This is a genomic window from Martinezella sp. CNPSo 3732 (assembly GCF_057784515.1).
This window is the reverse complement of record NZ_JBXSOO010000001.1, coordinates 895,711-914,809: the sequence shown is the minus strand read 5'-3', so window position 1 is coordinate 914,809 and position 19,099 is coordinate 895,711. Positions and strand designations below refer to the sequence as shown.

Genomic DNA, 19,099 nt, shown 5'->3' with positions numbered 1-19,099 from the left:
TTTCTCCTTCAGTCCAGTAGAGCGAGGATTGCGGTTGGGGCATCCTCGCCACGTTCGGCAAGCTCCTCGAACTCGACGACCGCATTGATGTCGGCCCCCATGGCGATGTTGGTGACGCGCTCCAGAATAAACTCGATGACCACGGGAACCTGATGCTCCGCCATCAGCTGCTTTGCTGTCGTGAACGCTTCTTGGAACTCGTTCGGGCTGCGCACCCGGATCGCCTTGCAGCCGAGGCCTTCGGCAACGGCGACATGGTCGACGCCATAGCCCGGCTCCGCATCACCGGATGCATTGATGTTCTCGAAGGCGAGGCTGACCTCAAAATCCATGTTGAAGCCGCGCTGAGCCTGGCGGATGAGGCCGAGATAGGAATTGTTCACGACCACATGCAGGTAGGGGAGCTTGTGTTGGGCGCCGACTGCTAATTCCTCGATGAGGAACTGGAAGTCGTAGTCGCCGGATAGGGCCACGATCGGGCGGTCCGGATCTGCAGCGCGCACGCCGAGCGCTGCCGGCAGGGTCCAGCCGAGCGGGCCGGCCTGGCCGCAATTGATCCAGTTACGCGGCTTGTAGACGTGCAGGAATTGCGCGCCGGCGATCTGGCTGAGCCCGATGGTCGAGACATAGCAGGTGTCGCGATCGAAGGCCTTGTTCATCTCTTCGTAAACGCGCTGCGGCTTCAGCGGCGTTTGGTCGAAATGCGTCTTGCGCAGCATGGTGCGCTTGCGATCGCGGCATTCCTCCGCCCAGGCCGACCAGTCGCGCAGCTTGCCTTCGGTCTTCCATTCCGTCGCAACGTCGAGGAAGAGCTTCAGCGCGGCACCGGCATCTGAGACGATACCGAAATCAGGAGCGAAGACACGGCCGATCTGGGTTGGCTCGATATCGACATGAACGAAGGTTCGCCCTTCGGTGTAGGTCGAGACATTGCCGGTGTGGCGATTGGCCCAGCGATTGCCGATGCCGAAGACGAAATCGGAGGCAAGCAGCGTCGCATTGCCATAGCGATTCGAGGTCTGTAGCCCGCACATGCCGGCCATTAGCGGATGATCGTCCGGGATCGTGCCCCAGCCCATCAGCGTCGGGATGACCGGAACGCCGATGATTTCGGCGAATTCGACAAGCAGGTCCGACGCATCGGCATTGATGATGCCACCGCCTGCGACGATCAGCGGCCGCTCGGCCGCGTTCAGCATGGCAAGCGCCTTTTCCGCTTGGGCTCGCGTCGCCGAGGGCTTGTAGGGGGCAAGCGACGCATAGGTATCGATATCGAACTCGATCTCGGCGAGCTGGACGTCAACGGGCAGATCGATGAGAACCGGGCCGGGGCGGCCAGAGCGCATCGTATGGAATGCCTTCTGAAAGACGTAAGGGACGAGCGCTGGCTCCATGACGGTAACGGCCCATTTGGTGACGGGGGCTGCGATCTTGGCGATATCGACAGCCTGGAAATCCTCCTTGTCGAGGCGGGCGCGCGGCGCCTGGCCGGTAATGCAGAGGATCGGGATCGAATCGGCAGAGGCCGAATAGAGGCCGGTGATCATGTCGGTGCCGGCAGGCCCCGACGTTCCGATGCACACACCGATATTGCCGGCGCGGGCGCGGGTGTAGCCCTCGGCCATATGGCTTGCGCCCTCGACATGACGGGCCAGCACATGGCGGATCGAACCACGTGCCTTCATTGCCGAATAGAAGGGGTTGATCGCAGCGCCGGGAACGCCGAAGGCGCAATTGACGCCTTCCTTTTCCAGAACCAGCACTGCGGCATCGACTGCACGCATCTTCGCCATGGGATTTCCTCCGTTTCTGGATCGAAGGTACCGCATAGGTGAACGAGTGCAATCTTAAAATGGAAATCAATCCCATCATATGGAAATAAACATTTTCAACGAATCTGGAACAATCACAGCGAAGCGGATATGTCATGAAGCCCAAGCGGGCGGCGCCAAACTGCGCGGCGCGCCTTCAGTCAAAAGTGAGCGTCATGGCGGAAAATCGGGAAAAGACGAGGGGCAGACCAGGCCGGAAACCGGCCGAGAATGCGGCGGCCTCGTCCGTGCAGGTGCTCGATCGCAGTCTGAAGCTGCTGGAGCTGGTGGCCGAAGCCGATGGTGCGGTTTTGACGGATCTCGCCGACAGATCGGCCATGGCGCCCTCCACCGTTCACCGGCTGCTGACCTCTCTCGCCCAGCACGGCATGGTGGCGCATGACGCTGAGACCGGCGCCTGGACGATTGGAGTGAAAGCCTTCGAGATCGGAACGGCCTACTTACGCTTCCGTAAGCTTGGCACAATCAGCCGGCCTTTTCTTAAGCAGTTGATGGAGGCATCCGGCGAGACCGCTAACATCGCCATCGAGGAAGATGGCGATGTCGTCTTCATCTCCCAGGCGGAAAGCCATGCGCCGATGCGTGCCTTTTTTCGCCCCGGCCGTCGTGGGCCGATTCATGCCTCCGGCATTGGCAAAGCGATCCTTTCCACCTGGGCGGATAGCCAGATAGAGGCTTTGCTCAAAGGGCGGTCGCTACAGCATTTCACCGATAAAACCCGCGATACGCTCCCCGTGCTGCTCGCGGATATGGCCGAGATCCGTTCGCGCGGCTGGTCGATCGACGATGAGGAACACACGCTCGGCATGCGGTGTGTTGCCGCGCCGATCTTCGACGAATATGGCGAGGCTATTGCCGGCATTTCGATTTCAGGCCCGGCTGTGCGGCTGCCGGATGAAAGGGTTGCTGCGCTTGGTCCTGCTGTGCGGGCCGCGGCGGAAGAATTGACGAAGGCGATGGGCGGACGCTCGAAGCGGGCTTGAACGTCTTCGCCGCCATCTCCTATCCAGAGACGACGGCGTTGCCGGTCCGCCACATTTATTGGTCAGGCGAGCTGCAGTTGTTCGCGTAGGACCGTGTCTGCTTTCTTGCCCTTGGTCTTCATCGCCCTGCCGCCGACATAGACTTCGGCAATGCAGCGATCGTCACCCATGGTCTGCAGGATAAAGAGTTCCTCAGCCAGTGACGTTGCGGTGCGCATGCGGAATTCCATGGCCGACTTGGCGCTGGAATCAAGCACGACGATATCGGCGTCCGCACCCGCCTGCAGCGAGCCAATCTGCTTTTCGAGACCGAGCGCCGCGGCGTTGCCGCGCGTCATGCGATAGAAGGAGTTGAACGGCGTCAGCCGCTGCCCCTGCAGATGCAGCACCTTGTAGGCTTCATCCATCGTTTCCAGCATGGAGAAGCTGGTCCCGGCGCCGACATCGGTTGCAACCGACCAGCGTGCGCCAAGCCTGTCAAACTCCGCGGCGTTGAAGAGCCCGGAGCCGAGGAAGAGGTTGGAGGTGGGGCAGAAGACGCCGACCGCGCCAGTTTCGGCGAGCACCGCGACTTCCCGTTCGCTCATATGGATGCAATGGCCGAGCAGCATGCGGTCGTTGAGCAGGCCGTAACGGGCATAGATGTCCGTATAGTCCTTCGCCTCGGGATAAAGGGAGGTGGCGAAGGCAATCTCATCCCGGTTTTCGGAAAGATGCGTCTGGACATAGCAGTCCGGATGTTCGGCGACGAGAGCCCGGCTCATTTCCATTTGCTCCGGCGTCGAGGTGATCGCAAAGCGCGGGCTGATGGCATAATGCGCGCGTCCGCGGCCGTGCCATTTCGCAATCAGTCGCTTGGTGTCGTCATAGCCGCGCTGAGGCGTATCGCGCAGTGCGTCCGGCGCGTTGCGGTCCATCATCACCTTACCGCCGATCATGCATATGCCGCGCGCTTCGGCTGCCGCGAAATAGGCATCGACGCTTTCCGGGTGCACCGAACAATAGGCGACGGCCGTGGTCGTGCCGTTGGATAGGAGTTCGTCCATGAAGCGGTCGGCCACTTCGGCGGCATGGGCGGCGCGGGCAAACTTCTGTTCCTCGACGAAAATATAGGTGTTCAGCCATTCGAGCAGCTGGGCGCCATAAGACGCGATCGCTTGCATCTGCGGGAAATGCAGGTGCGTGTCGATAAAGCCCGGCAGGATGAGGTTCGGACGGTGATCCGCGATCCTGACGCCGGCATCGACCAGCCTGCGAATGTCGCCATAGGCACCGATTTCCACGATCTTGCCGTCGCGTACGAAGATCGCGCCGTCCTCGATATAGCGATAGGAGGCGGTATCGTCGATGCCTTGCGGCTCGGCAAGGAAGGTCAGCACGCGACCACGGATCAGGACTTCGTTCATTGGGTCTTCTCCCCATTGATGGCACTTTCGTACCAGGAGACGAGCAGTCGACGCTCCTCGTCGGTTATGTGAGAGGCGTTGGCCGGCGGCATGGCGTGGCTGCGGCCGGCCTGCAGGTAGATCTCGCGCGCATGGGCGGCGATATCGCGATCGGTTTCGAAGACGACGCCCTTCGGCGGAGCGACGATCCCCTCCCAGCTCGGCTCCTTCGCATGGCACATGGAGCAGCGACCCATCACGGTATCGCGGACCTTTGGGAAATCCTGTGCCGTGATGAAGGGTTGCTGGATTGCGGAGATCTTCGTTGTGGGTTCGCCCGTCAGGATCTTCGGCACTGTGGAAAGCCACATGATGATGATGAACAGCACGACGGTGGCGAGCCAGGTCCAGGTCGGGTTGCCGGCATTGGCATGGCGGGTGTTGAACCAGTGGCGGATCGTGACGCCCATCAGGAAGACGAGCGAGGCGATGATCCAGTTGAACTGCGTGCCGAAGGCCAGCGGATAGTGGTTCGACAGCATCAGAAACAGCACCGGCAGCGTCAGGTAGTTGTTGTGGGTTGACCGCTGTTTGGCGATCCTGCCGTATTTCGCATCTGGCGTACGCCCGGCAAGCAGGTCGGCGACGACGATCTTCTGGTTCGGAATGATGATGAAGAAGACGTTGGCCGACATGATCGTCGCGGTGAAGGCGCCGAGATGCAGGAAGGCGGCACGGCCGGTGAAAAGATGGGTATAGCCCCAGGCCACCGCCACGAGGATGAAATAGAGCGCCACCATCAGCCGCGTATTGTCGTTGCCGAAGGGCGATTTGCAGATCAGGTCGTATAGGAGCCAGCCACCGGCAATCGAGCAGAGCGAAATGGCGATCGCCACCGGCTTGGAGACGTCAAGCACAGCCGGGTCGATCATGTAGAGGTCGGCGCCGGCATAATAGACGAGACAGAGCATGCCGAAGCCTGACAGCCAGGTGACATAGCTTTCCCATTTGAACCAGACGAGGTGGTCCGGCATGTTGGCCGGCGCCACCAGATACTTCTGGATATGGTAGAAGCCGCCGCCATGGACCTGCCACTCCTCGCCATAGGCTCCCGGCGGCAGCGCCGGATGCTTTTTGAGGCCTAGGTCAAGTGCCACGAAATAGAATGATGAGCCAATCCAGGCGATGGCGGTAATGACGTGCAGCCAGCGGACGGCAAAAGTCAGCCAGTCCCAGGCGATTGCATATTCATACATGGGAGCTCCTCCCGATCTCTATGGGAGTGTTTGCCATCGCTCCATTTTCTCGAAAATCCCGGTTAATCCGCCAACACTTTCAAAAAAATCTATAAGATGAACCCTGGTTTGTTCCGCGCGCCAATGTGGTAGAAAGAGCCATGTCCTATCTTGATAATGTCCGTGTCTTCGTTCGCGTGGTCGAACTCGGTACCCTTTCGGCAGCAGGCCGCGACCAGCGCGTCACGCCTGCGGTTGCGAGCAACCGCATCAAGGAACTCGAGCGTCATCTTGGCGTGCGCCTCTTCAACCGCACCACGCGTAAGCTCTCGCCGACCGAACATGGCCGCGTTTTCTATGAAAAGGCCGTGAAGATCATCGAGGCTGTGAACGAGGCGGAAGCGGCGATAGCCGATCTCTCACGCAATCCGAAGGGGTCGCTGAGGATCACAGCACCGCTCGGTATCGGCCGGCGGCTGATCGCTTCGGGCATTCCGGAATTTCACGACAAATATCCAGATATCGAAGTCCGTTTGCGCCTGTCCGACCACAATGTCGATATCCTGGCCGAAGGCGTCGACGTCGCCTTCAAGCTCGGCGTCTTGGAGGATTCCAACCTGCGCATGCGCGGCATCCTCAATTGCGAGCGGGTGCTGTGCGCGTCGCCTGCCTATTTGGCGCAGCGCGGCGTGCCGGCGACCGCGGATGCGTTGATCGCCGACAAGCATGACTGTCTCTTGCTGCGCTATCCCGGCTCGAAGGAATATTATTGGACGTTGATGACGGCGGAAGGTGCCCGCAAGTTCGAAGTCGCAGGCCCCTATGACAGCGACGACGGCGACGTGCTCACCCAATGGGCGCTGGAAGCCCGCGGCATCATCAACAAACCGCTGTTCGAGGTGAAGGCCTATCTGAAGGAAGGGCGATTGTTAGAGATCCTGAAGGAGAGTCCTCCGGCCCCGGTGCAGCTTGCGGCCATCTACCCGCACAAGCGTTTCCAGGATCCGAAGGTCCGCCTGATGATCGATTTCATGGCGGAGCGCTGTCAGCGGCTGATCGGCAAGCTGCTCGAGGACGAGCCGGCGGCTGCGGCTACGGGCGGTTAACGCTGTTCGCAACCCTTGCGTGATCAGCCGTCCAGGTCAGCGCCGCCGTCATGATCTCGGCGGCCGCCAGTGTGGCGATGACAGTCGGGCGTTTGTCTTTCACTGCCGTCCCGCCGATCGGGCATATCAGGCGTTCGAAAAGCTCCGTCTGGCCGCTTTCGCGCGACAGCCAGTTGCGGAAGGTCGCGCGCTTGGTCTTCGAGCCGATCATGCCGACATAGGCTGCGTCTGTGCGCTTGAGCGCCTCTGCGGCAATCAGGAAATCGAGCGCGTGGTCATGAGTGAGGATGACGAAGCTGCTGCCGGCCGGCGCATCGCGCACGACAGCCTCGGGCATGGCCGTGAGACAGGTCTCGACGCCCGGCACGGTACTGGCGACGAGCTCTTCCTCTCGCGTATCGACAAGCACTACGCGCAACGGCGCTAGCGAAAGTGCCAGGGCGAGTGCATCGCCGACATGGCCCGCTCCGAAAACATAGACATGCGGTCGCGCGGCCATTTCCCGGTCGCTGCGGGCGATGAGGTCGTTTGCACGGTCAGGATTGAGCGCTGTAAAGGCGAGGCCGACCCGACCGCCGCAGCATTGGCCGATCTCCGGACCGAGCGGTACGCTCATCGGCTCAGCCGCGAGACCCGAGCGTAACGCCCGACGCGCCTGATCGATCGCCATATATTCGAGTTGCCCGCCGCCGATCGTTGCAAAAATCGCTCGTTCGGACACCAGCATCCAGGCATCGGTATCGCGTGGCGCCGAACCTGCGACACCCGTGACCTCGACGAGCATCGACATCGGCTCCCGACGCAGGAAATCGCGGATGTCTTCGCGGGCAGGCATTACCTTCACTCCTTTTGCGCAGCCTTGAGGCGCTCGATTGCCATCAGTACCCGCTCGGGCGTTGCCGGCGCGTCGAGACGCGGGCAGATCTTGTGGTCGGCGACGCTCGCCACGGCATCCGATAGAGCGTGCAGAACGGCAAGGCCAAGCGGCAGCGGCGGCTCGCCGACCGCCTTGGATCGATGGATCGTCGGCTCATAGGCCTCCGACCAATCGGTCAGCGCTACATTGAAAATCTTCGGGCGGTCGGATGCAAGCGGGATCTTGTAGGTCGAGGGCGCATGAGTGCGCAGCCGCCCCTTGTTATCCCACCAAAGCTCTTCCGTCGTCAGCCAGCCCATGCCCTGAATGAAGCCACCCTCGACCTGGCCGATATCGATGGCCTTATTGAGCGAGCGGCCGGTATCGTGGAGGATATCGGTGCGTTCAACGACATATTCGCCCGTCAGCGTATCGATCGATACTTCCGAGCAGGCAGCACCATAGGCATAGTAGTAGAAGGCATGGCCGCGGCCGGCCTTGCGATCCCAATGGATCTTCGGCGTCTTGTAGAAGCCGGCGGCCGAAAGCTGGACCCGCGCCATATAGGCCTTCTTAATGAGCTCCGGGAAGGACATCTCGATGTCGCCGATGCATACGCGGTTGGGCAGGAAGAGAACCTTATCACGCGGCACCTGATGGCTTTCCGCCGCAAAGGCGATCAGCCGTTCCTTGATCTGGCGCGCTGCATTTTGCGCAGCCATGCCGTTGAGATCGGCGCCCGAGGAGGCCGCGGTCGGCGAGGTGTTGGGCACCTTTGCCGTCGTCGTCGCCGTGATCTTCACCCGGTCGAGATCGATCTGGAATTCTTCCGCCACGACCTGCGCGACCTTCAGATGCAGACCTTGCCCCATTTCGGTGCCGCCATGATTCATATGCACGGACCCATCGCTATAGACGTGCACCAGCGCGCCGGCCTGGTTCGATTCCGTCTTGGTGAAGGAAATGCCGAACTTGACCGGGGTCAGAGCGATGCCGCGCTTGACGATGCGGCTCTTGGCGTTGAACTCGGAAATGGCCTTGCGGCGGCCGGCATAATCGGCGCTTTCCTCCAGTTCGGCGACGATGCGCTGGATGATGCAGTCCTCGACCTTCTGGTGATAGGGGGTGAGGTTGCGTTCGCCTTGAGCGCCCATTGCGTCGTAGAAATTCAGCTTGCGGATTTCGAGCGGATCCTTGCCGACGGCGAAGGCCACCTCGTCGATGACACGTTCGGCGCCGACCATGCCCTGCGGGCCACCGAAGCCGCGGAAGGCCGTGTTGGAAACCGTATTGGTATAAAGCGGCGCCGACTTCGCATGAATATGCGGGAAGAAATAGGCATTGTCGCAGTGAAACAGTGCGCGATCGCCGACGGGGCCAGAAAGATCGGCAGAAAAGCCCGCGCGCAGCGCGAAGGTGTAATCGACGGCGAGGATGCGGCCTTCATCGTCGAAGCCGACATCGTAATCGATGGCAAAGTCGTGCCGCTTGCCGGTCGCCACCATATCTTCGTCGCGGTCGAGCCGGACCTTGACGGCACGCTTCAGCTTTTTGGCGGCAATGGCTGCAATTGCGGCACATTGGTTTGCCTGTGTTTCCTTGCCGCCGAAGCCGCCGCCCATGCGGCGAACCTCGATGGTGACAGCATTGCTCGGGACGCCCAGCGCATGGGCGACCATATGCTGCGTCTCGCTCGGGCCTTGGGTCGAGCAATGGACGACGACCTCGTCATCTTCGCCAGGCACGGCCAGCGAGACCTGGCCTTCGAGATAGAAATGATCCTGGCCACCGAGCCGCATGCGGCCCGTCACGCGCCGCGGCGCATTTGCAAGTGCGGCCGCCGCATCGCCGCGCTTCAGTGTCAGCGGCGTGACGACCTGCCTATGGATCGAGACATCGAGATCCCAGATGTCGATATCAGCAGGCAATTCCTCGTACTCGATCTTTGCCAGCCTTGCGGCGCGGCGAGCCTGCTCGCGCGTTTCGGCGATCACGCAGAAAATCGGCTGGCCGTGAAACTCGACCTTGCCGGCAGCAAGCACCGGGTCGTCGTTCATGTAGGAGGGAGAGATGTCGTTGACGCCGGGCACATCCTCATGGGTGAGCACGGCGACGACGCCGGGGGCTGCCCGCACGGCGGCAAGATCGACGGATTTCAGGATGCCATGGGCGACAGTCGAGAGGCCAAGGCCGGCATGGAGGGTGCCGTTCGGCTCTGTAATGTCGTCGATATAGACGGCCGTACCAGAGACATGCTTGTGCGCAGAATCATGGCGTGGGCTCGAATGGACGCCGCCAATGATGGTTTCGGGTGTGAGGTCTGGTGTGTGCTTATTCATGGGCTTACGCGGCCTCGTATCTCGATACCTGCGCCGGCGCCGCACTGGACGTCGTTTCCAGGTAGAAGCGCAGCAGAAGGTTTCTTGCCGCCAGCGCACGATATTCCGCCGTGGCACGCATGTCGGTCAGCGGCGTGTAATCCTCGGCATATTTCTCCATTGCCATGTCCACGGTCTTTTCGTTCCAGGGCTGGCCGAGCAGCGCCCTTTCGACGGCGAAGGCCCGTTTTGGCGTTGCGGCCATGCCGCCATAGGCAATCCGGATTTCGGCAACCGTCCCGTCGGCGGCAAGTGCCAGCCGGAAGGCGCCGAGCGTTGCGGTAATGTCCTCATCCCGACGCTTCGTCACCTTGTAGACCGCGAATTTCTCGTCTGCCGCTGGAACTGGAATATGCACTGCCTCGACGAACTCGCCGGGCTGACGGTCCTGTTTGCCATAGGCGATGAAGAAGTCTTCAAGCGCAACGGTGCGCCGGGCAGCACCTTTGCGTAAGGTCAACGACGCGTTGAGCGCGATCAGGGCCGGCGGCGTATCGCCGATCGGCGAACCATTGGCGATGTTGCCGCCGATCGTGCCCATGTTGCGCACCTGCTGGCCGCCGATGCGGGTAATCAACGGCCCGAGCGCCGGGATGTGCTCAGACAGCGTCGCGACCGCCTCCGAATAGGTGACGCCGGCGCCGATGGTGATGACGCGGTCTTTCACCGCGATCGATTTCAACTCCTGCAGCCCGGCAATGAAGATGACCGGCGTGATGTCGCGCATGTGCTTGGTAACCCAAAGACCGACATCGGTGGAGCCGGCGACTACGGTTGCCGTCGGCGATGCCTCCAGAACCGAAGCGAAATCATCAAGGTTCGCCGGCACGATCAGGCGATGGCGACCCTCGCCGATTTCGACACGAGCACCATCGGCAAGAGCCTTCAGCCGCGCGATTATGGTGTCGCGCTCGACAAGCAGGGGATCGTTCTGCGTACCGCCATAGTTGGAGATTGCGCGGGCCGCGCGCAGGATCGGCTCATAGCCGGTGCAGCGACAGAGATTGCCCTGGAGCGCCGTTTCGATCTGCTGATCCGTCGGGTTCGGCGTCTGCATCCAAAGTCCGTAGAGCGACATGACGAAACCTGGCGTGCAGAAGCCGCATTGCGAACCGTGAAAGTCGACCATCGCCTGCTGCACTGGATGTAGGTGCTCGTCGCTCGAGGCGAGATGCTCGACGGTGACGACATGGCAGCCGTCGAGGGAACCGAGGAAGCGGATGCAGGCGTTGACGCTCTCATAGAGGAGGCTGCCCGCAGGCATCAGCCGCCCCACAAGCACTGTGCAGGCGCCGCAGTCGCCCTCGGCGCAGCCTTCCTTGGTGCCCTTCAGCAAGCGGGAGAGGCGCAGCCAGTCGAGCAGCGTCTGGTCTGGCGCGATGTCCCGGAGCGCAACGTCCTCGCCGTTCAGGATGAAGCGCAGTTCGGAGCGGATTCTTGCAGCGGTCATCGGTCAGCTCCCGCGATAGGTGGAATAGCTGTAGGGCGAGAGGAGGAGCGGCACATGGTAATGCGCGCCCTCGTCGGCAAGACCGAAGCGGATCGGGATGATGTCGAGAAACATCGGGCCTTGCGATGTACGGCCGAGATAGTCGCCGGCATGAAAGCGCAGCTCGTACGCGCCGGCCTTCATGGTTTCGCCCGATAGTAGCGGCGCATCGCAGCGACCGTCATCGTTGGTCTCGGTGGACTTCAGAAGCTGCAGCGCGTCGCCATCGACACGGAAAAGGTCAATGCGCAGGCCCTGCGCGGGCTTGCCGAGCGCCGTATCCAATACATGGGTCGTGAGCCGTCCGGCTCCTGGCGAATGAGACTGCATATTCTTCTCCCGAACCTGGCGCTGCTGTCTCCACTATCCGCCAGCCCCATTCCCATGAAAAGCAGCTAGAACGTTCGAGACTTTCAAATTTTCCAGGGGGAATGGCGCGCGCGATTTGCGGTTAGACATTGGGTATCGAAAACGTTTGGAGGAACGTTTCATACGATGTCGCGGCGGGACGGATGAGCTCGGCTAGCGCACTTCGCATGCACTGAGGCGGCGAAATACGTGCCGATATCGCGATATGCATTTCATGAAAAGGCAGGTTTCCGCCGGTCTCGTTGCATGGCGGAAGTGATGCGTGCGCCGATTTTCGGCTGGCCCTGATGGGTATCGGTTCGAGACGCTTGGCTGCAGAAAAGCCCTGCCGCAGCTAGCGGGAAACCGATGTCGCGGTCTTCGCGATCAGCATCGGTAGTGATCGACCATGGAAATGGCCGCGGCACGGTGGCTGCCGGAGTGCCAGTCGCGCTCCGGTCGATTTCTGCTGTCCGCACCGCAGGTCAGGCATCGAACCCAAGCGAACATATCGTCGATCGAGGAAGAGGCGACTTCGGAGAATGGAAACGGGAGACCATGAATGAAAGTGATCGAAATTCAACCACTGACCAGAGCCGCCTTCGCGCCTTTCGGCAACGTGATCGAAATGGAGGGTGCGCACAGCTATCCCATCAATGCCGGCAAATGCGTTCGCTATCATGACCTCGCAAAGGTCGAAGCGATTGGTGAGGAGGCGCGCACGATGATCAGCTGGCTGCGCGGCGAACCCTATGCGTTGCCGCTGGAGTTGAAGATGGTCGAGCGGCATCCTCTCGGCAGCCAGGCCTTTGTGCCGCTGTCCGGCCATCCGTTCCTCGTCGTTGCGGCGCCGCAGACGGACAATGGTCCGGGCGTGCCGGTGGCATTCCGCACCAGGCCCGGTCAAGGTGTCAATATCTGGCGCAATGTCTGGCACGGCATTCTGACACCTCTCGACGGCGTCTCCGACTTCATCGTCGTCGATCGCGGCGGCAAAGGCGTCAATCTCGAGGAGCATTTCTATGAGGAGACGTTTTTGATCCGCTGAAAGGAGCTGGGTCCGGCTCAGATATTGGAAGGGGCGCTGCCATCGCAACGCCCCTTATTTGCTAGAGAAAGTTCCCGTTTCCAACAGCTCTTGAATGCCAAAAGACCGGGTCATTTCAGCGAATGATCCGGTCTTGCATTTATACCTGCGTCAATCCGCGAAGAAGGCGAAGCGTACGACGAACAGGGCTGCGACGATCTGGGTTGCCGGATGCAGCATCGACCAGCGGCCGGTGAAGACTTTCACGGCGACATAGGTGATGAAGCCAAAGGCAAGGCCGTTGGCGATCGAATATGTGAAGGGCATCGCAAGCGCGGTGATTGCCGCCGGTGCAGCTTCGGTCAGGTCTTCCCATTCGATCTCGGTCAGTTCGCGCATCATCAGGCCGGCGACGTAGAGCAGCGCTGGAGCCGTCGCATAGGCGGGAACGGAAGCTGCGAGCGGCGAGAAGAAGAGAGCTGCGATGAAGAGGGCGGCGATGGTGATCGCGGTCAGGCCTGTGCGGCCGCCGGCCTGAACGCCCGAAGCGCTCTCGACGAAGGCCGTCGTACTGCTCGTGCCCATCAGCGAGCCGGCGACGATTGCGGCGCTGTCGGCAAGCAGAGCCCGGCTCAGCCTGTTCGGCTTTCCGTCCTGGATCAGGTTCGCTCGCTTGGCGATACCGATCAGCGTGCCGGTGGCGTCGAAGACTTCGACAAGCACGAAGACGAGGATGATATGAACCAGACCGCCATGGAGAGCGCCGACGATGTCGAGCTGCAGGAAGGTCGGCATGATCGACGGCGGTGCCGAAACGATGCCGTGAAACTCGCTGACGCCGAAGATCCAGGAGAGGATAGTAACGGCGAGAATGCCGATGAGGATCGACCCCCTGACCTTCAACGCATCGAGAACGGCGATGACGAAGAAGCCGAAGATCGCGAGAAGTGGGCCGGTCTGCTTCAGGTCGCCGAGGCCGACGAGGGTCGCCTTGTTGGCGACTACGATGCCGGCGCTCTTCAGCGCGATGATCGCCAGGAAGAGACCGATACCGGCGGCGATCGCGCTTCTGAGCGAATGCGGAATGCCGGCGATCAGCCAGCTGCGCACGCCGGTCACTGTCAATAGGACGAAGATGGAGCCGGAAATGAAGACCGCGCCGAGCGCCTGCTGCCAGGTAAAGCCGAGAGCCGAAACCACGGTGAAGGCGAAGAAGGCATTGAGCCCCATGCCCGGCGCCATGCCGATCGGCCAATTGGCAACGAGGCCCATGACGATCGAACCGAGCGCGGCTGCGAGACAGGTGGCGACAAAGACCGCATTGCGGTCCATGCCGGTCGTCGACAGAATGTCCGGATTGACGAAGATGATGTAGGACATCGTCAGGAACGTCGTCACGCCGGCAATAAGCTCCGTGCGTACGGACGTGCCGTGCTCACTCAATTTGAAAAGTCGTTCAAGCATTGTTCCTCCCTAAGCGTTCCCGACGCTCGTGAAATCATGGGGCTTGCCTCGCATCTCCTCCAGATGCGGGCCGCGAGAAGCGGCTTTCAACGCTTCGTGGCGAGGGGGGATTGTGCGCTTTTAATGGCTTTACGCGCTAGAGCCGGATTTCCCTGCAATTCGCGAAAGACCTTCTAAATTTTCGAGCTATTTCCGCGCGAATTTCTTCCGATTTTGGAACCGCTAGCGGATGGTCGAAGCCAGCCCTTCGTCCCGCACAATCGCTCGATTGCAGCTTGGCAATAAGATATGCGCGATATTTATCGCAGCAAGGTGAGAAAGCCAAACTATTTCCGTCGCATGGCCAAACCAGCACAGACGGCGGCTATGGAGTGACGCGGCGAGCCTCCATATCTAAAATGGAGGCCGACCGAAATTGTGAACGCTAATCCGAACGGAGCGTCTGATCATATTTGTCCGGCGCGATATTGATCGGCAATGTTCCTGCAGGCGCGGATGGTCAGGGCCATCACGGTGAGCGTGGTGCCGACAATGCCGCTGCCCGGAAAGGCGGAAGCATCCGTCACGAGCAAGTTGGGTATGTCCCAGCTCTGGTTATGGGCATTGAGGACGGATTCATGGCTCGATGTCCCCATGCGCGCGCCGCCGGTTTCGTGGATGGCGGCGCCCATGCACATGGTCTTGCGGAACCATGCGCGGAACATGAAGCGGCTGAACGGATCGGCATCGGGGAAGGCGCCGCGACCCATTTCCCTGAGGCCAGTGGGCGAGCCGATGAATTCCAGCTCGCCGCCGACGTCACCCACCATGTCGATCAGCACCTCTTCCTGCCGGTGCAGCAGGGCATGCTCCTCCTCACCCATGACGCATCGGATATGGGGCACCGGAATCCCCCAGGCGTCCTTGCGCTTTGCATCGAGCGTGATGCGATTGTCGGCATAGGGCAGCATGCGGCCGAAGCCGAAGAAGGCCAGCCGCGAAGGCTCGTCATCCGGTGTCGGCGCTCGGCCGATGCTTCCCTGATAATCGAAATCGCCGCGGCTGGCGTCACCTTCTCCAAAGCGCGGCACGAAGATGCCGCCGGATGGATTGTAGAAGGGGTCAACAGGCGCGGAATCATCGGCCGCCCATCCCTTCGCCTTGGAGAAGGAGCCGAAGGCAAGGCATGGCAGCTGGTCCATGAAATAGCGCCCGAGCGCACCCGAGCTGTTGCCGAGCCCATGAGGATGGCGAGCCGTCGCCGAGTTGAGAAGTAGCCGCACGCTTTCGATCGGCGACGCCGAGAGCACGACGATGGCGGCGCGTGCGGCCTCGACCTTGCCGCTCGCGCGATCGATGAACTCGGCACCCGTCGCCCGGCCGCCGGCATCGTCGGTGGTGATACGGCGTACGATGGCATCATGGCGGATCGTCAGCCGTCCGGTCGCCAACGCCTGGCGCAGCGGTTTCGGCGTCCGTTCGGCATCGGGCGCGATATAGCGCCAGGAAACGACATGCCGCTTCGGCCAGCGTCCTTGGACTTCCGTCTTGAAGATTTCTTCGGCCGGCGTCAGCTTTGCCGGATGGGCATAGACACCGTCCGGCAATGTCTCCACACCGTCCTCATTGCCATAAAGGCCAAGGCTGGTTTCGACCTCGGCATAGTAAGGCGCGAGCTCCTCATAGGAAACCGGCCAGTCCTCGCCCTTGCCGGTCTTCGACCGGATCTTGAAATCATCGTCGGTCCAGCGCAGCAGCACCCGGCCAAAGCTGTGGAGGCGGCCGCCGCCCTGACGGCCGCGTATCCATAGGAATGGCGCATCCTTCGGCGTCGTATAAGGGTTCTTGCGATCATTGACGAAGAAATGGCTGAAGCGCTCGGTAAAGAATGCGGCGCGCGCCTGGATCGGTTGGCCCTTTAGCGTGGCACGGGCGCGCTCCCAGATATTGATGCTGCTGGCCGGCGCCTTCTTGCGGTTCGGATCGAAATCCTTCTGGGTCACGGCTGGCCCGGCTTCGAGAAGCAATACCGACAGCCCTTGGGCGGTCAATTCCTTGGCAGCGAAGGAGCCGGCGGCGCCGGAGCCGATCACCAGCGCGTCATAGGTAGTCTGAGACATGGGTATTTCCGTATGCTGTAGAGGTTGTCTTAGAGGCGAGTGCCATCGGCGCCGAAGAGGGAGGCCTTGGCGATATCGAGGCCAGGCATGATCGCCGCGCCAGGCTGCAGGACGGCATCTCCCATGATGCGGTAGGAGAGGCTTTGGCCTGCCCAGTCGAACCACAGCACGGTGTCGGCGCCCATCGGTTCGACGACCGAGACGGTGCCGGGAATCGTAGGCCAACCCACGTCCGCGCCATTCGGCGCGATATGCTCCGGCCGGATGCCGAGCGTCGCGGGACCTGCCTTGGCGGCGTTGAGGAAGGGGTACCCAGCGAGATCGATGGCAAGTCCGTTGCTTTCGAAGACCGGCACATCCCCCTTCAAGACGATCTCGCCCTTGATGAAATTCATCGCCGGCGCGCCGATGAAGCCGGCAACGAAGAGATTGGCCGGGCGATGGTAGATCTCGGATGGGGTGGCGAGCTGCTGGATCACGCCGTCCTTCATGATGGCGATGCGATCGGCAAGGGTCAGAGCCTCGACCTGATCATGCGTGACATAGATCATCGTATTGCCGAGGCTCTGATGCAGCTTCTTGATCTCGACACGCAGCTCGTTGCGCAGCTTGGCATCGAGATTGGACAGCGGCTCGTCGAAGAGGAAGACGTTGACCTCGCGCACCAGGGCACGACCGATCGCGACGCGCTGACGCTGGCCGCCCGACAGTTCCGAAGGGCGACGGTCGAGCAGCTTGTCGAGGTGCAGAAGCGAAGCTGTGCGGGCAATGCGCGCCTCGATCTCGGCCTTGGGAAGACCCGCCACGCGCAGGCCGAAGGAGAGATTCTTGCGCACCGACATGCGGGGATAGAGCGCATAGGACTGGAAGACCATGCCGATGCCGCGATCCTTCGGTTCGGCCCAGGTGACGTTCTTGTCCGAGATCCATATCTCGCCGTCGCTGATATCCTGCAGGCCGGCGATGGAGTTGAGAAGGGTGGACTTTCCGCAGCCGGAGGGTCCGAGCAGCACGAGAAATTCGCGCGGAGCGATGTCGATCGACATCTTGTCGATGACGGTGTGATCGCCATAGGCGATCTTGAGGTCCTTGACTGAGACGGCAGGCTGCATGGCGTTACCCCTTGACTGCGCCGGCGGCGACACCACGCAGGAACCAGCGGCCGGAGAAGAAATAGATGGCGAGCGGAACGATGGCGGTCAGAATCGTGGCGGCCATGTTCACATTGTAGGCGCGCTCGCCCATGGTGGTGTTGACGATGTTGTTGAGCTGCACCGTCATCGGCAGATTGTCGCGCCCTGCAAAGACCAGGCCGATCAGGAAGTCGTTCCAGATGCCGGTGAACTGGAAGATCGAGGCGACGACGATCATCGGCACAGACATGGGCAGCATGATCTCGAGGAAGATCCGCCAGAAGCCGGCGCCGTCGACGCGGGCGGCCTTGCAGAGTTCCTCGGGAATGGCGACGAAATAGTTGCGAAACAGCAGCGTCACCAGCGGCAGGCCGAGGATCACGTGAACGAGGACCACGCCTGCTACCGAGTTGTAAAGGCTGAGATTGGCGAGCAGCCGCACCAGCGGATAGAGGAAGATCTGATAGGGGATAAGGCCACCGGCCATCAGAAGCCCGAACAGCAGGTTCGAGCCTCTCGGCCGCCAGAAGGAGAGGGCGTAGCCATTGATGGCGCCGATGAAGACGGAAATCGCCACGGCCGGCACGGTAATCTTGACCGAATTCCAGAAGCCGATCCGTACGCCAAGGCACTGCGTACCCATGCAGGCACCCGACCACGCCGTCTTCCAGGCGTTGAAATCGATGGTATCAGGCAGGGCGAAGATGCGGCCCTGCCGGATCTCTTCCATCGTCTTCAGCGAGGTGACGAGCATCGTATAGAGCGGCAGCAGGAAGAACAGCGCAGACAGGATAAGGAAGGCATAGAGCCCGATCTGGCCTGCTGTCAGCCGTGATGGCTTCGGACCGCGGGGATGAAGGGCCGCCATCAATGTGCTCCCCTTCTTCTGGCGCGCATGTGGAGCGCATAGCGAAACGGCGCGACGGCCATGACGACCGAGAGCACGAGCACGGTGGCGCCGGCACTTGCAAGGCCGAGGTTCTGGCGCTCGAAGAGATTGTCCATGATGAATTTTGCCGGCACTTCGGTCGAATTACCGGGGCCGCCACCGGTCTGCGCGACGATGAGGTCATAGGTCTTGATCACGCCCATGGAGAGCAGCATGCCCGATGCGGCAAGCGCCGGCCCGAGCTGCGGCAGGATGATCGAGGTATAGATGCGCCAGACCGGGATGCCGTCGATCTGCGCTGCCTTCCATTGCTCCTCGCCGATCCCGCGCATACCTGAGAGCGCGATGACCATGACGAGGCCCGCGCCCTGCCAGACGCCGGCAAAGACTACCGTGTAGATCGCCATGTCGCGATTGACGATCCAGTCGAAGACGAAACTCTGCCAGCCGAGCGCCCTGACGGTCGCCTGAATGCCGAAGGTGGGGTTCAGCATCCACTGCCAGATGAGGCCGGTAACCACGAAGGACATGGCATAGGGATAAAGGAAGATGGTGCGAAATACGCTTTCGAAGCGAACCTTGCGATCGAGCGCCGCGGCGAGCACGAAGCCGAGAGCAAGGCAGCCGGCGACATAGAGAACGCCGAAGATCAGCACGTTCTCCAGGGACGCGAGCCATCGCGATGTCCGGAACAGCTTGGCATATTGGGCAAAGCCGACATAGTTGGACGACGGGAAGATGGTCGAATCCGTGAAAGACAGGCGCACCGACCAGACCATGGTGCCGATATAGACGAAGATCGCGGCAATCCATGTCGGGAGCAGGGCAAAGGTCGCAGCAAGGGGACGTCTGCGCTTGGTTTGCATAGGCAAACT

General features: G+C 61.2%; 15 protein-coding genes. 3 read left to right on the top strand and 12 right to left on the bottom strand.

The window, feature by feature from the left end:
- Positions 1-8: 8 nt before the first annotated feature.
- Positions 9-1,793, bottom strand: coding sequence for a glyoxylate carboligase (gene gcl, locus AC13RM_RS04135; RefSeq protein WP_488554609.1), 1,785 nt, complete (start codon positions 1,791-1,793; stop codon positions 9-11).
- A 194-nt stretch (positions 1,794-1,987) separates the two neighbouring features.
- Between gcl and bhcR the strand changes: the two genes are divergently transcribed.
- Positions 1,988-2,815, top strand: coding sequence for an HTH-type transcriptional regulator BhcR (bhcR, locus tag AC13RM_RS04130; protein ID WP_488554608.1), 828 nt, complete (start codon positions 1,988-1,990; stop codon positions 2,813-2,815).
- A gap of 62 nt (positions 2,816-2,877) precedes the next feature.
- On the opposite strand, the gene guaD is transcribed toward bhcR, so the two are convergent.
- Entirely contained in the window at positions 2,878-4,221 is a 1,344-nt protein-coding gene (gene guaD / locus AC13RM_RS04125; protein WP_488554607.1) for a guanine deaminase, read from the bottom strand.
- Positions 4,218-5,456: a urate hydroxylase PuuD gene (locus AC13RM_RS04120; protein WP_488554606.1), complete on the bottom strand. Its 1,239-nt coding sequence runs from the start codon at positions 5,454-5,456 to the stop codon at positions 4,218-4,220. The genes guaD and AC13RM_RS04120 overlap by 4 nt, the downstream gene beginning before the upstream one ends.
- 140 nt (positions 5,457-5,596) lie before the next feature.
- On the opposite strand from AC13RM_RS04120, the gene AC13RM_RS04115 reads away from it, so the two are divergent.
- On the top strand, positions 5,597-6,541 hold the full coding sequence (locus AC13RM_RS04115) for a LysR family transcriptional regulator (RefSeq protein WP_374821095.1): 945 nt from the start codon (positions 5,597-5,599) through the stop codon (positions 6,539-6,541).
- Here AC13RM_RS04115 and xdhC read toward each other — a convergent pair.
- The 4 genes from xdhC to uraH are packed head-to-tail and all read right to left on the bottom strand — an operon-like array spanning position 6,528 to position 11,594.
- Positions 6,528-7,376: a xanthine dehydrogenase accessory protein XdhC gene (gene xdhC, locus AC13RM_RS04110; RefSeq protein ID WP_488554605.1), complete on the bottom strand. Its 849-nt coding sequence runs from the start codon at positions 7,374-7,376 to the stop codon at positions 6,528-6,530. The two genes, AC13RM_RS04115 and xdhC, sit on opposite strands and share 14 nt — an antisense overlap.
- A 5-nt stretch (positions 7,377-7,381) precedes the next feature.
- The gene (gene xdhB, locus AC13RM_RS04105) at positions 7,382-9,736 is read right to left on the bottom strand and encodes a xanthine dehydrogenase molybdopterin binding subunit (protein WP_374821089.1); all 2,355 of its coding nucleotides are present in this window, start codon (positions 9,734-9,736) and stop codon (positions 7,382-7,384) included.
- 4 nt (positions 9,737-9,740) lie between these two features.
- Complete coding sequence (xdhA, locus tag AC13RM_RS04100; protein WP_488554604.1) at positions 9,741-11,225, bottom strand: xanthine dehydrogenase small subunit; 1,485 nt, start codon at positions 11,223-11,225, stop codon at positions 9,741-9,743.
- Positions 11,226-11,228: 3 nt separating this feature from the next.
- Positions 11,229-11,594: a hydroxyisourate hydrolase gene (uraH, locus tag AC13RM_RS04095; protein ID WP_488554603.1), complete on the bottom strand. Its 366-nt coding sequence runs from the start codon at positions 11,592-11,594 to the stop codon at positions 11,229-11,231.
- Positions 11,595-12,174: 580 nt separating this feature from the next.
- Here uraH and AC13RM_RS04090 point away from each other — a divergent pair.
- On the top strand, positions 12,175-12,660 hold the full coding sequence (locus AC13RM_RS04090) for an ureidoglycolate lyase (protein ID WP_488554602.1): 486 nt from the start codon (positions 12,175-12,177) through the stop codon (positions 12,658-12,660).
- 150 nt (positions 12,661-12,810) lie between these two features.
- Here AC13RM_RS04090 and AC13RM_RS04085 read toward each other — a convergent pair whose 3' ends face one another.
- The 5 genes from AC13RM_RS04085 to AC13RM_RS04065 all read right to left on the bottom strand — a co-directional run bounded on the left by AC13RM_RS04085 (position 12,811) and on the right by AC13RM_RS04065 (position 19,090).
- Positions 12,811-14,103, bottom strand: a complete 1,293-nt coding sequence (locus AC13RM_RS04085) for an NCS2 family permease (protein ID WP_440479248.1) — start codon at positions 14,101-14,103, stop codon at positions 12,811-12,813.
- A gap of 446 nt (positions 14,104-14,549) precedes the next feature.
- Entirely contained in the window at positions 14,550-16,202 is a 1,653-nt protein-coding gene (locus AC13RM_RS04080) for a GMC oxidoreductase (protein WP_440479249.1), read from the bottom strand.
- 29 nt (positions 16,203-16,231) lie between these two features.
- Positions 16,232-17,314, bottom strand: a complete 1,083-nt coding sequence (locus AC13RM_RS04075; RefSeq protein WP_440479250.1) for an ABC transporter ATP-binding protein — start codon at positions 17,312-17,314, stop codon at positions 16,232-16,234.
- Between the two features lie 4 nt (positions 17,315-17,318).
- Positions 17,319-18,203: a carbohydrate ABC transporter permease gene (locus AC13RM_RS04070; protein ID WP_440479251.1), complete on the bottom strand. Its 885-nt coding sequence runs from the start codon at positions 18,201-18,203 to the stop codon at positions 17,319-17,321.
- On the bottom strand, positions 18,203-19,090 hold the full coding sequence (locus AC13RM_RS04065; RefSeq protein WP_440479252.1) for a carbohydrate ABC transporter permease: 888 nt from the start codon (positions 19,088-19,090) through the stop codon (positions 18,203-18,205). The genes AC13RM_RS04070 and AC13RM_RS04065 overlap by 1 nt, the downstream gene beginning before the upstream one ends.
- Between the last annotated feature and the right edge of the window lie 9 nt (positions 19,091-19,099).